This window comes from Bacillus sp. CHD6a (assembly GCF_001293645.1).
Lineage (GTDB): Bacteria > Bacillota > Bacilli > Bacillales > Bacillaceae_I > Sutcliffiella_A.
Genome location: NZ_LBMD01000014.1, coordinates 1 through 14,881 on the forward strand (window position 1 = coordinate 1; position 14,881 = coordinate 14,881).

The following is a 14,881-nucleotide window of genomic DNA, read 5'->3' on the forward strand; positions in this document are numbered from 1 at the left end:
AAGGGAGAGGTAGTCATAGACCCCGAATGAGGACAAAGTTTCCCATATTTCTAAGAGAGAGGTAGTCATAGACCCCGAATGAGGACAAAGTTCCCAGTATTGCAAAGGCAGAGGTAGTCATACGCCACCAATAAGGACAAAGTTCCCGATATTTCAAAACCAAAGGTAATCCTCCACCCTGAATAACGAATTGTTTCCTAGCAGCTTTATTTACCACCCTCTATTTGCTATAATTCTAAAGTACATATAAAAACCTGGGGGTACGTGTTAAGATGTATTATCTTATTGCACTTGTCATTATCATAATTGATCAACTAACAAAATGGTTGGTAGTAAGATATATGGAAATTGGAGAGAACATTCCGATCATACATAACTTTTTGTACATATCTTCCCACCGCAATAGAGGAGCGGCATGGGGGATACTTGAAGGCCAGATGTACTTTTTTTACATTATTACTGTTGGTGTTGTTATTGGACTTATCGTATATTTGCAAAAGCTTCCTAAAGATCAGCCTTGGATGAAACTTGCATTAAGCCTGATGCTGGGAGGCGCTATTGGGAACTTTATCGATCGTGTATTACACCAAGAAGTAATCGACTTTATCAATACATTCATCTTCACCTACGATTTCCCTATCTTTAATGTAGCTGATTCTGCATTAGTAATAGGGGTTGGGATTATATTAATCTTAACGATACTTGAGGGCAAGAAAGAGAAGGAGTTATCACAAAAATGACTGAAACAATGACGATTCAGATTGATGAATCACAAAAAAATGACCGTATTGACAAGGTGCTTTCCACTCAAAATGAAGAGTGGTCCCGTTCACAGGTCCAACAATGGATTAAAGAAGGACAGGTTCTTGTTAACGGCGAAAAGATTAAACCAAACTATAAATGTAGTGTTGGAGACGATATTTCCGTTACTATCCCGGAACCGGAGGCACTAGATGTCTTGCCGGAAGAAATGGATCTGGATATTTATTATGAAGATGCGGACGTTATTGTTGTCAACAAACCTCGTGGTATGGTTGTTCATCCTGCGGCAGGCCATGCAACCGGCACGCTTGTGAACGGGTTGATGGCACATTGCAAAGATCTTTCCGGTATTAATGGCGTTTTAAGACCGGGGATTGTCCACCGTATTGACAAGGACACTTCAGGGTTGTTAATGATAGCAAAAAATGATTTTGCCCATGAAAAGCTTGTAAATCAACTAGTAGCCAAGACAGTTACAAGAAAGTACCAGGCAATTGTGCACGGTGTTATTTCTCATGATGTAGGGACAGTAGATGCGCCAATCGGCCGTGACAAAAAAGATCGTCAAGCGATGACGGTGACAAATGAAAACAGTAGAAACGCTGTCACTCACTTCCGTGTGATTGAACGCTACAAAGACTTTTCGCACATTGAGTGCCAGCTTGAAACAGGGCGAACGCACCAAATCCGTGTTCATATGAAATATATTGGTTATCCTTTGGCAGGTGACCCTAAATACGGTCCGAAAAAATCACTCGATATTGAAGGACAGGCTCTGCATGCAGGGATCCTAGGGTTTATTCACCCTCGTACGGAAAAATACATGGAATTCCAGGCACCGCTTCCGCTAGAATTCGAGCGCGTTTTAAAACATTTAAAAAATCATTGACAGGTTAATATTATTTTGAGATAATCATACCAGTTGAATAAGACCTTTAAACGACAGTCCCGTGAGGCTGAGAAGGTAACGGCATATACGAATGGAGAAGCTATATCTATAGCCATCCCTCTATTTTCGTGTACAAAAACCTCTCATCATACGGTGAGAGGTTTTTTGTTTCTCGTTACAACTAAGGGCAAGAAAGGGTGAAAATAAATGGCGGAAAAAGCATTGATTTTAGACGAGCAGGCAATAAGAAGAGCGTTAACACGCATCGCTCATGAAATTATTGAACGCAATAAAGGTGTGGAGGATTCTGTTCTTGTGGGAATTAAAACAAGGGGAATTCACTTGGCTAAAAGATTGGCCGAGCGCATCAATCAGATAGAAGAAAAGGATATCGCGGTAGGAGAACTAGATATCACCCTTTACAGAGACGATCTGACAACCAAAACTTCTGATAATGAACCACTTGTCAAAGGCTCTGATATTCCGGTGGACATCAACAATAAAAAAGTCATTCTAGTAGATGATGTATTGTTCACAGGTAGAACCGTTCGAGCGGGAATGGACGCCCTGATGGATTTCGGAAGACCTTCACAAATCCAGCTAGCCGTACTAGTTGATAGAGGTCACAGAGAATTACCGATTCGAGCTGATTTTGTAGGAAAAAACATTCCTACTGCTAGCACGGAAAAGATAGTGGTGGAACTATCTGAAATTGATGATAACGATCAAGTAAGCATACATGATAAATAAATAAACCCTTTTAAATGCAGTCCCGTGAGGCTGGCAAAGGGGTACATTGGTTTTAGAATTCGCTGCTGGCGAATCTTCCTGAAACCTCTCTACCTCTTTGTGTCATCACGCTGCGCACAAAGAGTTTTTTTATGGGAAAATTCGGGAGGTAAACATTATGAGAGAGAAACCAGTTTTAGATATACACGAAGTACCAAGTAAGCCAAAGTGGTTAATTTTAAGCCTGCAGCACTTATTTGCCATGTTCGGCGCAACCATCCTCGTTCCGCTTTTAGTAGGTTTAAGTCCAGCTGTAGCATTAGTATCAAGCGGACTAGGGACACTTGCATACCTTCTAATAACAAAAGGTCAAATACCAGCATACCTTGGTTCATCCTTTGCCTTCATCGTACCAATCATTTTGGCTACTGAAATAGGAGGCCCAGGGGCTGCGATGATCGGAAGCTTTATGGCCGGTCTTGCTTATGGAATGGTAGCATTGTTAATCAAACAGCTTGGACATCAATGGATTATGAAACTCTTGCCGCCTGTTGTGGTAGGACCAATCATCATTGTCATCGGTTTAGGATTAGCTGGAGTTGCTGTGGATATGGCAATGTACGAAAATCCGGGAGCACCGGAAGCTGAATTAATATACAGTGTAAAGCACTTGATGGTTGCGATGGCTACTTTAGCCATCACAATCGGAGCAATCATTTTTCTAAAAGGGATCTTTAGCCTGATCCCTATCTTGATCGGAATAGTTTCCGGCTACCTGATTGCTTATTTTACTGGCCTGGTAGACTTATCACCTGTAAAAAATGCAAGCTGGATTCAAGTACCAGATTTCATCATCCCATTTGTCAGCTACACACCAAGCTTCAATGCATCTATCTTCTTCATCATGGTGCCTGTGGCTATCGTAACCTTGTCAGAGCACATCGGACATCAGATGGTACTAAGTAAAGTTGTAGGGAGACCTTTTATCGAAAAGCCAGGTCTACACCGTTCCATCCTTGGTGATGGAGTGGCAACCATGCTTGCATCACTGATCGGAGGACCTCCAAATACAACCTATGGGGAAAATATCGGTGTACTTGCGATAACAAGAGTGTTCAGTGTGTTTGTCATCGGGGGAGCAGCAGTGATCGCCATCACATTCGGTTTCATCGGAAAAATTGCTGCATTAATTAGCACTGTTCCAAGTGCAGTGATGGGCGGAGTAAGCATCCTGCTCTTCGGAATTATTGCATCAAGCGGATTAAGAATGCTGATTGATAACAAGGTAGATTTCAATAGTAAAAGAAACTTGATCATTGCAGCAGTCATAACGGTTATAGGAATTGGAGGAGCGTTCATAAAGATTGACGATTTCCAAATACCTGCAATGGCAATGGCTGCCATTATCGGAGTTTTCTTAAACCTAGTCTTGCCGCATGATGAACAAGAAAAAACAGAACAAAGAAAATACGAAGAAAAACAAAATACAGTAGCTTAACCTTTTAAGAGAAGTCCAGAGAGGCTGAGAAGGGTGCAAGTCAAACGCTTAGGTGACAAGGAAGATTCTGCAATAGTATCCTCTTGTTTACCTAAGTATGACCGAAACACCCTTCCGGCAAAACGGATAGGGTGTTTTTTGCTGAAGGGAACACAATAGCTGTGCGAAAATCCACAGTGGTGTATGAAATAGGAGGGATGGTAATGAGACACTTACGTACGATGAGTGACTTGGCAAACGAGGAAATTATGGCACTGATTGAAGAAGCAACGGATTTTCAAGAAGGCAAACAATGGACACCAGAAAAACTGACATTCGTCGCCAACCTCTTTTTTGAATCAAGCACAAGAACAAAATGCAGTTTTGAAGTGGCAGAAAGAAAACTTGGCCTTCAAGTAATACCATTTGAAGTCAGTACATCAAGTGTCAATAAAGGGGAAAGTTTGTACGATACCGCTAAAACTTTAGAGTCACTTGGCGTAAGTGCACTTGTCATTCGCCACCCGGAAGAGGAATATTTCGACCAATTACATACTATCGATGCAGCAATCATCAACGGAGGCGATGGTTGTGGAAATCATCCAACGCAATCGCTTTTGGACATGATGACAATATTCCAAGAGTTTGAACGCTTCGAGGGCCTGAAAATAACCATCATCGGCGATATCCGCCATAGTCGGGTAGCAAGATCGAACACAGAAGTTCTTGAGCGATTGGGCGCAGAGGTAAGATTTGTCGCACCTGATGAATGGAAGGATAACACTTTTCCAAAAGAAGCGTACATCACAATGGATGAGGCAATTAATACAAGTGATGTCGTGATGCTCTTAAGAATTCAGCATGAAAGGCATCACAGCAGTAATGCAGAATTGGATGATTACCATGCGCATTATGGTATGACAATTCAACGAGAAAGAAAAATGAAGCCGAAAAGTATCATCATGCACCCGGCACCAATTAACCGTGGGGTGGAAATTGCAGATGAGCTTGTGGAATGCGAGCGCTCAAGAATTTTTAAACAGATGGAAAACGGCTTATACATGAGAATGGCTGTATTGAAAAGAGCATTAACAAACAATGAAGGAGGAAAAGAGCATGACAACATTATTAAAGAATGGGAAATGGCTTAATTCTGAAGGTGAACTGGAAAAGGTGGACATCCTGATTGAGGGGAAAAACATCAAAAACATCGCCTCCGACATTGAAATTAACGGCATGGAAGAAGTAATTGATCTGGAAGGAAATCTTATCTCAGCTGGGTTCATCGATGTGCATGTCCACTTAAGGGAACCTGGCGGGGAAAAGAAAGAAACCATTGAAACCGGAACGAAAGCAGCGGCTAAAGGTGGTTTCACCACGATCTGCGCAATGCCTAATACGAGACCAACACCTGATACGAAAGATCAGCTAGCTTGGATGAATAATAGAGTCAAAGAAACGGCAAGCGTAAAAGTCCTTCCATATGCTTGTATTACGACAAGGCAGCTTGGCCAGGAACTTACCAATTTTGCTGAATTAAAAGAAGCTGGCGCATTTGCTTTTACAGACGATGGGGTAGGCGTACAGGATGCCTCTAAAATGCTGGAAGCAATGAAACAAGCGGCGTCTCTTGATATGGCAATCGTAGCTCATTGTGAAGAAAATACTTTGATAAATAAAGGATCTGTGCATGAAGGGAAGTTTTCTAAGGAACATGGATTAAATGGGATCCCTTCTGTATGTGAATCTGTTCATATCGCACGTGATATTCTGCTTGCGGAAGCTGCAGGCTGTCACTACCATGTCTGTCATATCAGCACAAAAGAATCGGTCAGGGTGGTCAGGGATGCAAAACGTGCTGGAATAAAGGTAACTGCTGAAGTCAGTCCGCATCATTTGTTGCTATGTGAAGAGGACATCCCTGGACTTGATCCAAATTTCAAAATGAACCCCCCATTAAGAGGGAAAGCAGATCAAGAAGCGTTAATCGAGGGGTTGGTTGACGGTACCATTGATTTCATCGCAACTGATCATGCCCCTCATACGGCGGAAGAAAAAGCGGAAGGCATGGAAAAAGCACCATTTGGAATTGTAGGATTAGAAACTGCCTTTCCATTACTCTACACAAACTTTGTGGAAACAAAGAAATTCACGTTAAAGCAATTATTAGCTTGGTTAACTGTTAAACCTGCAGAAGTGTTCAAACTCCAAAGTGGAAAAATGGAAGAAGGAGCTACTGCAGATCTTACCATTATTGACTTAAATATCTCATCCACTATTAATCCGGAAACCTTCCTATCCAAAGGTAAAAATACTCCTTTCACGGGGTGGGAATGTAAAGGTTGGCCAGTGTTGACCATAGTAGAAGGAAAACTAGTTTGGCAGAAAGGTAGTGTTCAAGTATGAATCGACAACTAATTTTAGAAGACGGCACTTTCTTTGTAGGAAAAGCGTTTGGCAGCTTAAAGGACTCTATAGGTGAAGTTGTTTTTAATACAGGAATGACAGGATATCAAGAAATTTTATCTGATCCGTCTTACTGCGGCCAGCTTGTTACCCTCACATATCCGCTTGTTGGTAATTACGGAGTGAACAGAGATGATTTTGAATCCATACATCCTGCCATCCACGGTTTTATCGTGAAAGAAGTCAGCGATTATCCTTCCAACTTCCGTAATCAGTGGACACTGGATGAGTTTTTCAAAGCGAAAGACATTCCCGGAATTGCAGGGATTGATACGAGAAAACTGACAAGAATCATTCGTCAGCACGGAACATTAAAAGGAGCACTATGCGGACTTGATGTAGATCGTGAAGAAGTGATTCAACAGTTAAAAACAACGACGCTTGCAACTAACCAAGTACATCAAGTATCTACGAAGACTGCTTATCCTAGCCCTGGGCGTGGGTACCGAGTGGTTCTTGTGGACTTCGGAATGAAGCACGGGATCTTACGAGAATTGAACAAACGGGGATGCGATGTGGTGGTGGTCCCCTACAATATTACAGCCGAAGAAATCATGCAGTTAAGCCCGGACGGAGTGATGCTGTCTAATGGCCCTGGAGATCCAAAAGATGTTCCAGAAGCCATCACCATGATTCAAGGACTACTCGGAAAAGTACCGGTATTCGGCATTTGCCTTGGACACCAGTTATTTGCCCTTGCATGTGGGGCGGATACGGAAAAAATGAAATTCGGCCATCGTGGTTCCAATCATCCGGTAAAAGATTTGAAAACTGGAAAAGTGGCCTTAACATCCCAGAACCATGGTTACACCGTAACAGAAGAGTCATTAGGAAATACAAGACTAGAAGTAACGCATATCGCACTAAACGACGGTACGGTCGAAGGTGTCAAACATAAAGATTACCCTGTTTTCACGGTCCAATATCACCCGGAAGCAAGTCCCGGACCAGAAGATGCGAACTACTTATTTGATCAATTCATGGAACTTATCAAGGAAGCAAAAAAGGAGGAACTTGTATGCCAAAACGTCTAGACATCCAATCTATACTAGTAATCGGGTCAGGTCCAATCGTGATCGGCCAGGCAGCAGAATTTGATTATGCAGGTACACAAGCGTGTATCGCCCTACGCGAAGAAGGATACCGCGTCATTCTAGTAAACTCCAATCCTGCAACCATCATGACAGATCAAGAGATGGCAGATAAAGTATACATGGAGCCATTAACGGTAGAATTTGTCAGCAGAATCATCCGCAAGGAACGACCAGATGCCATTCTTCCTACCCTGGGAGGTCAGACAGGATTGAATCTTGCTGTGGAGCTGGCAGAAGCAGGTGTGCTAGAGGAATGTAATGTTCAGATCCTTGGGACGAAGCTATCTGCTATTCAAAAAGCAGAAGACCGCGACCTGTTCCGTACTTTGATGAATGAACTGGGAGAGCCTGTCCCTCAAAGTGAAATCATCACAAACCTGGATGAAGCTTATGAATTTATAAAAGAAGTAGGATACCCGGTCATTGTAAGACCTGCCTATACGCTTGGCGGAACAGGCGGAGGAATTTGTTCGGACGAGGAAGAGTTAATTGAAATTGTGACAAGCGGCCTGAAAAACAGTCCTGTCACACAATGTTTGTTAGAGAAGAGCATCGCTGGATTCAAGGAAATTGAATACGAAGTAATGCGTGACAGCAATGACAATGCGATTGTGGTCTGTAATATGGAGAACATTGATCCAGTTGGTGTGCATACGGGAGACTCCATCGTGGTGGCGCCGAGCCAAACACTTAGTGACAGGGAATATCAATTGTTGCGAAATGTTTCTCTAAAAATCATTCGTGCCCTAGAAATCGAGGGTGGATGTAATGTACAGCTGGCGCTTGATCCACACAGTTTCAACTATTACATCATTGAAGTAAATCCTAGGGTTAGCCGCTCATCTGCACTTGCTTCCAAAGCAACAGGTTATCCAATTGCTAAATTAGCCGCAAAAATCGCAGTAGGTTTGACGTTAGATGAAATGATGAACCCAGTTACAGGAAAAACGTATGCATGCTTTGAGCCGGCACTGGATTATATCGTAACAAAAATTCCTAGGTTCCCATTTGATAAGTTTGAGTCAGCGAACCGCCGACTTGGCACTCAAATGAAAGCAACAGGAGAAGTAATGGCCATCGGCAGAACGTTTGAAGAATCACTTCTAAAAGCAGTTCGTTCTCTTGAATCGAACATTTCCTACCTTGAGCTGGAAGGAAGCGAAGGGTTCTCAGATGAACTTGTGGAAAAACGAATCAGAAAAGCTGGAGATGAAAGATTGTTCTATATCGCAGAAGCGATGAGAAGAGGCGTCACTATCCATACTATCCATGACTGGTGTGAGATTGATCTGTTTTTCCTGCAAAAGCTGCATAAAATTTTGGCGATGGAAGAGTTCATCACAAGCAACAACGGATGCCTCTCCACCTTAATTGAAGCAAAAGAAATGGGATTCAGCGACGAAACCATCGCTAAACTATGGGCCACAAGCGAAAGAGACATCTATGAACTTCGCCTTCAAGAGAACATTGCACCAGTCTTTAAGATGGTGGATACGTGCGCAGCAGAATTTGAATCCGGTACTCCTTACTACTATGGAACGTATGAAGAGGAGAACGAATCAGAAGTAACCGAAAAAGAAAGCATTGTCGTGTTGGGCTCAGGTCCAATCAGAATTGGTCAAGGTGTTGAGTTCGACTATGCAACGGTCCATTCTGTTTGGGCGATTAAGGAGGCGGGTTATGAAGCAATCATCATCAACAATAACCCGGAAACCGTATCAACAGACTTTAGTATTTCTGACAAACTTTATTTTGAGCCATTAACGATTGAAGACGTCATGAATATCATCAATCTCGAAAAGCCAAAAGGAGTCGTCGTGCAATTTGGCGGCCAAACGGCAATCAACCTTGCTGCAGAATTAGAAGCAAGAGGAGTAAAGATTCTGGGTACTACTTTGGAAGACTTAGATCGAGCGGAAAACCGTGATAAATTCGAACAGACATTGAACAACCTTGGTATTCCACAGCCTAAAGGGAAAACAGCTATCTCTATCCCTGAGGCAATCGAAATTGCAGAGGGAATAGGCTATCCAGTGCTTGTACGTCCATCTTATGTTTTAGGCGGTCGTGCAATGGAAATTGTCTATAAGTCTGAAGAGCTTTTACACTACATGAAAAATGCGGTAAAAATTAACCCCGAACATCCTGTGCTGATTGATAAGTATATGACAGGTAAAGAAATAGAAGTAGACGCGATCTCAGATGGACAAGATGTATTCATCCCAGGCATCATGGAGCATATTGAACGCGCTGGTGTTCACTCAGGTGATTCGATTGCGGTCTATCCTCCACAAACATTGAGTGAGGCAATAAAAGAACAAATCATTGATTACACAACAAGGCTGGCACAAGGCTTAAACATTATTGGACTACTAAACATTCAATTTGTTATCTACAAAGAGGAAGTTTATGTAATCGAAGTAAACCCGCGATCAAGCCGTACTGTACCATTTTTAAGCAAAATAACCCATGTGCCAATGGCAAAAGTAGCAACCAAAATCATTTTAGGTCAAACTCTTGCTTCACTTGGCTATGGATCTGGACTGCAGCCAGAAACAAAAGGGGTGTTTGTGAAGGTTCCGGTATTCTCTTTTGCAAAACTAAGAAATGTAGACATCACCCTTGGACCAGAAATGAAATCTACAGGAGAAGTAATGGGGAAAGACATCACCCTAGAAAAAGCGCTATATAAAGGTCTGGTTGCATCTGGAATCTCCATAAAAACTTATGGCGCGGTGTTGTTCACCATTGCCGACAAGGATAAAGAAGAGGCGCTTCAACTAGCGAAAAGATTCCACCGTATCGGGTATGAACTTTTGGCAACAGCAGGAACTGCCGAATTCTTTGGAGAATCCGACATCCCCGTAACGGTTGTAAATAAAATAGGTGGAGAATCACCAAACCTGATTGATGTGATTAGAAAAGGGCAAGCACAATTTGTTATCAACACGTTGACAAAAGGAAAACAGCCTGCACGTGACGGATTCAGAATCCGCCGTGAATCAGTGGAAAATGGGATTCCTTGCCTCACATCCCTTGATACAGCAAAAGCGATTCTGAGGGTATTAGAATCGATGACATTCTCCATTGAATCAATCGAGACCTTGGAAAGCTCAGAAAAAGAGGCGGTGTTCAGCTAATGAAAAAAGCCTGGATGACCATCATCTCACAAACTGTTATCGCTCGTAATATTTATGAAATGACCTTAGAAGGAGAACTCGTCGACCTGATGAGTTCCCCTGGTCAGTTCGTTCATATCCGTGTAACAGAAGGCTTAGATACCCTTTTAAGGCGTCCTATCAGTATCTCTTGCATAGATAAAGAAAAAAGCCAATGCAAGATCACGTACAGAGCTGAGGGAAAAGGAACAATGCTTTTAGCTGGTAAGAAACCTGGAGAGAAACTAGATGTATTAGGACCGCTTGGAAACGGATTTTCCTTAGACGAACTCCAACGCGGCGATCATGCATTAATAGTTGGAGGAGGAATCGGTGTTCCTCCGCTGCTGGAATTGACCAAGCAATTAAACCGAAGAGGAGTAAGTACCACCCACGTATTAGGCTTTCAATCAAAAGAAGATATTTTTTATAAAAATAACTTTGCTTACTTTGGTGACACCTATGTGGCAACGGTTGATGGAACTTACGGAACAGAAGGATTCGTGACAAATGTGTTGGAGGAGATCCAGATTCCTTTCACGACACTTTTTGCATGCGGTCCAACTCCGATGCTTGGCGCACTTGAAAATCTATTTCCAGATAAAAACGTCTACCTTTCTCTTGAAGAGCGGATGGGATGCGGAATCGGAGCATGCTTTGCGTGCGTCTGTCATCTTCAAAATGACCCAGAAGGGTACTCTTACAGAAAAGTTTGTACAGATGGGCCGGTTTTCCGAGCAGGGGAGGTTGTACTATGAGTTGCTTATCGATAAAGTTACCAGGTCTTGATTTGAAAAATCCAATCATGCCGGCTTCAGGATGCTTCGGCTTTGGAAGGGAGTTTGCCAAACTTTATGACTTAAATGTTTTAGGAGCAATCATGATAAAAGCCACCACTTCAGAGCCTAGGTTTGGAAACCCGACCCCAAGAGTAGCCGAAACGAACGCCGGGATGCTGAACGCAATCGGGCTGCAAAATCCAGGATTGGAAAAGGTCATGTCAGAGGAACTGCCTTTTTTAGCAGAGTACAATGTTCCGATCATTGCAAATGTTGCAGGATCCTTTATTGAAGACTACGTAAAAGTTGCAAAAGAAATCTCTGTCGCTCCGAATGTTCACGCTTTGGAGTTAAACATTTCCTGTCCAAACGTAAAAACAGGAGGGATTGCATTCGGAACAGACCCTGCGGTAGCTTTTGAAGTAACGAAGGCAGTTAAGGAAATTTCAGAAGTACCTGTCTATGTAAAATTATCCCCAAATGTTGCAAACATTTCAGAGATTGCGGTGGCAATTGAAAAGGCTGGAGCCGATGGATTGACAATGATTAATACACTGCTCGGTATGAGAATCGATCTGAAAACAGGGCGACCAGTGTTAGCCAATGGCACAGGTGGATTATCTGGTCCGGCTATAAAGCCTGTAGCGATTCGAATGATCCATGAAGTCAGTCAAAAGGTTTCCATTCCAATCATTGGCATGGGTGGGGTACAATCTGCTGAAGACGTCTTAGAATACCTTTTTGCAGGAGCTAGTGCCGTAGCTGTTGGAACTGCAAACTTTGTAGACCCATTTGTTTGTCCGACCATCATCGAAGAACTTCCTTATAAAATGCACGAATTAGGATTTGATCATATTTCTGAGTGTATCGGAAGGAGCTGGAAGCAGCATGCAAAAATCGCTTATAGTCGCGCTTGATTTCGCAGGTAAAGAAGACGTTTTGGGATTTCTTGCACATTTTGGTGAGGAAAAATTATATGTAAAAGTGGGAATGGAACTGTTTTACCAAGAAGGGCCAGGAATTGTAGAATACTTGGTTGCAGAAGGCCACGAAGTATTTCTTGATTTAAAGCTTCACGACATACCAAATACTGTTTATAAGGCAATGAAAGGTCTTGGGAAGTTAGGTGTTTCATTGACCAATCTACATGCTGCCGGCGGGAAAGAGATGATGAAGGCAGGATTGGAAGGATTGATGGAAGGTGCGAGTGGACGTCGTCCCAACTTGATTGCTGTCACCCAGCTTACTAGTATGTCAGAAAAACGTATGCAAGCGGACCTCTTGATCAATGCGCCGCTTAATGAAGTAGTTCTGCACTATGCACGGAATGCGTTTGAGAGCGGCTTGGATGGTGTGGTGTGTTCCTCACTAGAAGCAACGATGCTGCGTGATGCCTTTGGAGAGCAGTTCAAAAAGGTGACACCCGGAATCCGAATGAAAGAGGAAAGTGTGGATGACCAGCAACGTGTAGTAACTCCTCTGGATGCACGGAATTTTGGTGCGACCGAAATTGTAGTAGGTCGCAGTATCACCCGTGCTGGTGACCCACGCAAGGCTTATCAAGCAATTTTACAACAATGGCAAGGAGTGGAGATAGGATGAACAATATCATGAATAGAACAGTGGCGGAAGATTTACTAGAAATCAAAGCAGTATTTTTTCAACCGAACGACCCATTTACATGGTCTTCAGGAATAAAATCACCTATTTATTGTGACAACCGTTTAACTATTTCTTATCCTCGTGTTAGGAAGAACATTTCTGAATCTTTGTCGAGATTAATTGTTTCAAAATTTCCGGATCTGCAGGTGGTAGCTGGTACCGCAACAGCCGGTATCCCTCACGCCGCATTGGTGAGCAACGAACTGAACTTGCCGATGTGCTACGTTCGAAGCAAAGCAAAAGCACATGGAAAAGGCAATCAGATTGAAGGAAGAGTAGAAGCCGGCCAGAAAGTTGTGGTTGTGGAAGATTTAATTTCCACCGGTGGCAGCGCTATTGCAGCCGTTGACGCACTAAGGGAAGCTGGATGCGAAGTGCTTGGTGTGGTAGCAATTTTTACATACGGTTTGGAAGTTGCAGATGACAACTTATCTAATTACATGATTGAAGCTCATGCTCTGTGTGATTATAAGACTTTGATGGATGTGGCAATCGAGAAGAACTACATTGCAGAAAATGACCGCAAGAAGCTTTCGAAGTGGGTGGAGAACCCAACGAGTGAGACTTGGATGGAATTTTAAGTTTTTAGGGGAATCCCTTGGACCGGTGGTGGTCTGGGGGATTTTTTTGTTGGGGAGTAAATTATTGAATTAGAAGATTACCTATTATGAAAAAGAGGGAGCTGAGAGGACGAGGGAAAGAGTAGAATATGAGAGTTTAGAGGTAGAAGGTAGGTTGGGAAATGTTCAAGCGAATCCGGGAAATGTAGAAGGTCGCATGAAAAGTGGTAGAAGGTTGCGGTTTTACTGTAGAACCTCACATTGAGCACCAATCTCATCAGTAGTTCCCAAAAATAATGTACGTAGTGCAAGAAGAATAATGAAAGAGTTATCTCTTAAACGAATCGGAACGACTTACAACTGTAGATATTCTCTCAAAAGTCTCCTAAAACAACAAAACGCACCCAAATCAAAGGGTGCGTTCGTTAACTTCATACTATTAGATTAGTTTCTCAATTTTGCTGTCTTTTTTCAGATCTTCAACAAGCGTTTGTAGTTTCTTTTGTGTTTCTTCTTGTTCTAGTTGACCGCGGATTTGGTCTTCAACTTCCGCTAGCTCAGGGAATTTGTTTTCTGGTGCTTCTTCACCTTCAGGAGCTTCTGCTTTCTGTGCTTCGCTTTGCTCTTTTGCTTGGTTGTAGTATTCTTTGATCTGCTCGTCCGTTACTTTTGTTTCAGGGAATTCTTTTTCCATGTATTTTTGAAGAGCCAATTCTTCAGAGATTTGCGCCTTCAAAGTTTCCATAGTAAGAGGGCTTGCTTCAAGTGCCTCTTCGAATTTTTCTTCGCTTTCGTAATTTGCTTTAATATCTTTGATGTAGTCTTCAATTTCTTTTTCACTCGTTTTATAGCCTTTACTTTCTACTTCTTGAGAAAGTATTTTTTGATCAATCAACGCGTTTAGTGTTTGATCTTTCATGGCTTTAGCGTCTCCGCCTTGACCGAATTGCATCATCATCATTTGAGTTTGTTGAAGCATTTCATTATATTCCTGGCCTTTAATTTCCTGTCCGTTGACTTTAGCGACAACTTTTTCAGGATCTACTTTTTCCACTTCAGGGGTTTGCTGTTCTTGTCCTTCTTTCGCTTCTTTGTTTTGATTACCTTCTTTAGAAGCATTGTTTCCATCAGAACCGCATGCAGCTAATAGAACAGCTGTTAACATTGCTACTAGAAAAATCGTCAACTTGTTTTTCATGTTGTTACCCTCCATTTGAAAAAAACATTTAAAACTATTTTTCCATTTAAACATGGTTTTTATAAGGAAGCAAATAATTACCCTTCTTTTTGTAAAAATAAACCTGA

The 14,881-nt window shown here is 42.3% G+C and carries 13 protein-coding genes; 12 read left to right on the forward strand and 1 reads right to left on the reverse strand.

What is annotated here, in order from left to right; all coding sequences use genetic code 11:
* The first annotated feature begins 272 nt into the window (after positions 1-272).
* From lspA to pyrE, 12 genes are all read left to right on the forward strand, one after another.
* Positions 273-740 carry a signal peptidase II gene (lspA, locus tag AAV98_RS12075; protein WP_060665828.1) on the forward strand — a complete coding sequence of 156 codons (468 nt, stop codon included), beginning with the start codon at positions 273-275 and terminating at the stop codon, positions 738-740.
* The gene (locus tag AAV98_RS12080; RefSeq protein ID WP_060665829.1) at positions 737-1,651 is read left to right on the forward strand and encodes an RluA family pseudouridine synthase; all 915 of its coding nucleotides are present in this window, start codon (positions 737-739) and stop codon (positions 1,649-1,651) included. Before lspA ends, AAV98_RS12080 begins: the two co-directional genes overlap by 4 nt.
* Before the next feature lie 207 nt (positions 1,652-1,858).
* Positions 1,859-2,401, forward strand: a complete 543-nt coding sequence (pyrR, locus tag AAV98_RS12085; protein WP_060665830.1) for a bifunctional pyr operon transcriptional regulator/uracil phosphoribosyltransferase PyrR — start codon at positions 1,859-1,861, stop codon at positions 2,399-2,401.
* 157 nt (positions 2,402-2,558) lie between these two features.
* Positions 2,559-3,878, forward strand: coding sequence for a solute carrier family 23 protein (locus tag AAV98_RS12090; protein WP_060665831.1), 1,320 nt, complete (start codon positions 2,559-2,561; stop codon positions 3,876-3,878).
* Between the two features lie 203 nt (positions 3,879-4,081).
* Positions 4,082-5,008 carry an aspartate carbamoyltransferase catalytic subunit gene (locus AAV98_RS12095; RefSeq protein WP_060665832.1) on the forward strand — a complete coding sequence of 309 codons (927 nt, stop codon included), beginning with the start codon at positions 4,082-4,084 and terminating at the stop codon, positions 5,006-5,008.
* On the forward strand, positions 4,974-6,263 hold the full coding sequence (locus AAV98_RS12100; protein WP_060665833.1) for a dihydroorotase: 1,290 nt from the start codon (positions 4,974-4,976) through the stop codon (positions 6,261-6,263). Before AAV98_RS12095 ends, AAV98_RS12100 begins: the two co-directional genes overlap by 35 nt.
* Positions 6,260-7,357, forward strand: coding sequence for a carbamoyl phosphate synthase small subunit (locus AAV98_RS12105; RefSeq protein WP_060665834.1), 1,098 nt, complete (start codon positions 6,260-6,262; stop codon positions 7,355-7,357). Before AAV98_RS12100 ends, AAV98_RS12105 begins: the two co-directional genes overlap by 4 nt.
* Positions 7,342-10,557 carry a carbamoyl-phosphate synthase large subunit gene (gene carB, locus AAV98_RS12110; RefSeq protein WP_060665835.1) on the forward strand — a complete coding sequence of 1,072 codons (3,216 nt, stop codon included), beginning with the start codon at positions 7,342-7,344 and terminating at the stop codon, positions 10,555-10,557. The genes AAV98_RS12105 and carB overlap by 16 nt, the downstream gene beginning before the upstream one ends.
* On the forward strand, positions 10,557-11,333 hold the full coding sequence (locus AAV98_RS12115) for a dihydroorotate dehydrogenase electron transfer subunit (RefSeq protein WP_060665836.1): 777 nt from the start codon (positions 10,557-10,559) through the stop codon (positions 11,331-11,333). The genes carB and AAV98_RS12115 overlap by 1 nt, the downstream gene beginning before the upstream one ends.
* Positions 11,330-12,271 carry a dihydroorotate dehydrogenase gene (locus AAV98_RS12120; protein WP_060665837.1) on the forward strand — a complete coding sequence of 314 codons (942 nt, stop codon included), beginning with the start codon at positions 11,330-11,332 and terminating at the stop codon, positions 12,269-12,271. The genes AAV98_RS12115 and AAV98_RS12120 overlap by 4 nt, the downstream gene beginning before the upstream one ends.
* Entirely contained in the window at positions 12,243-12,956 is a 714-nt protein-coding gene (gene pyrF, locus AAV98_RS12125; protein WP_060665838.1) for an orotidine-5'-phosphate decarboxylase, read from the forward strand. Before AAV98_RS12120 ends, pyrF begins: the two co-directional genes overlap by 29 nt.
* Positions 12,957-12,964: 8 nt before the next feature.
* A complete protein-coding gene (gene pyrE / locus AAV98_RS12130) occupies positions 12,965-13,597 on the forward strand; it encodes an orotate phosphoribosyltransferase (protein WP_060665941.1) in 633 nt (210 codons plus the stop codon).
* A 418-nt stretch (positions 13,598-14,015) separates the two neighbouring features.
* On the opposite strand, the gene AAV98_RS12135 is transcribed toward pyrE, so the two are convergent.
* A complete protein-coding gene (locus AAV98_RS12135) occupies positions 14,016-14,774 on the reverse strand; it encodes a SurA N-terminal domain-containing protein (RefSeq protein WP_060665839.1) in 759 nt (252 codons plus the stop codon).
* Positions 14,775-14,881 lie beyond the last annotated feature (107 nt).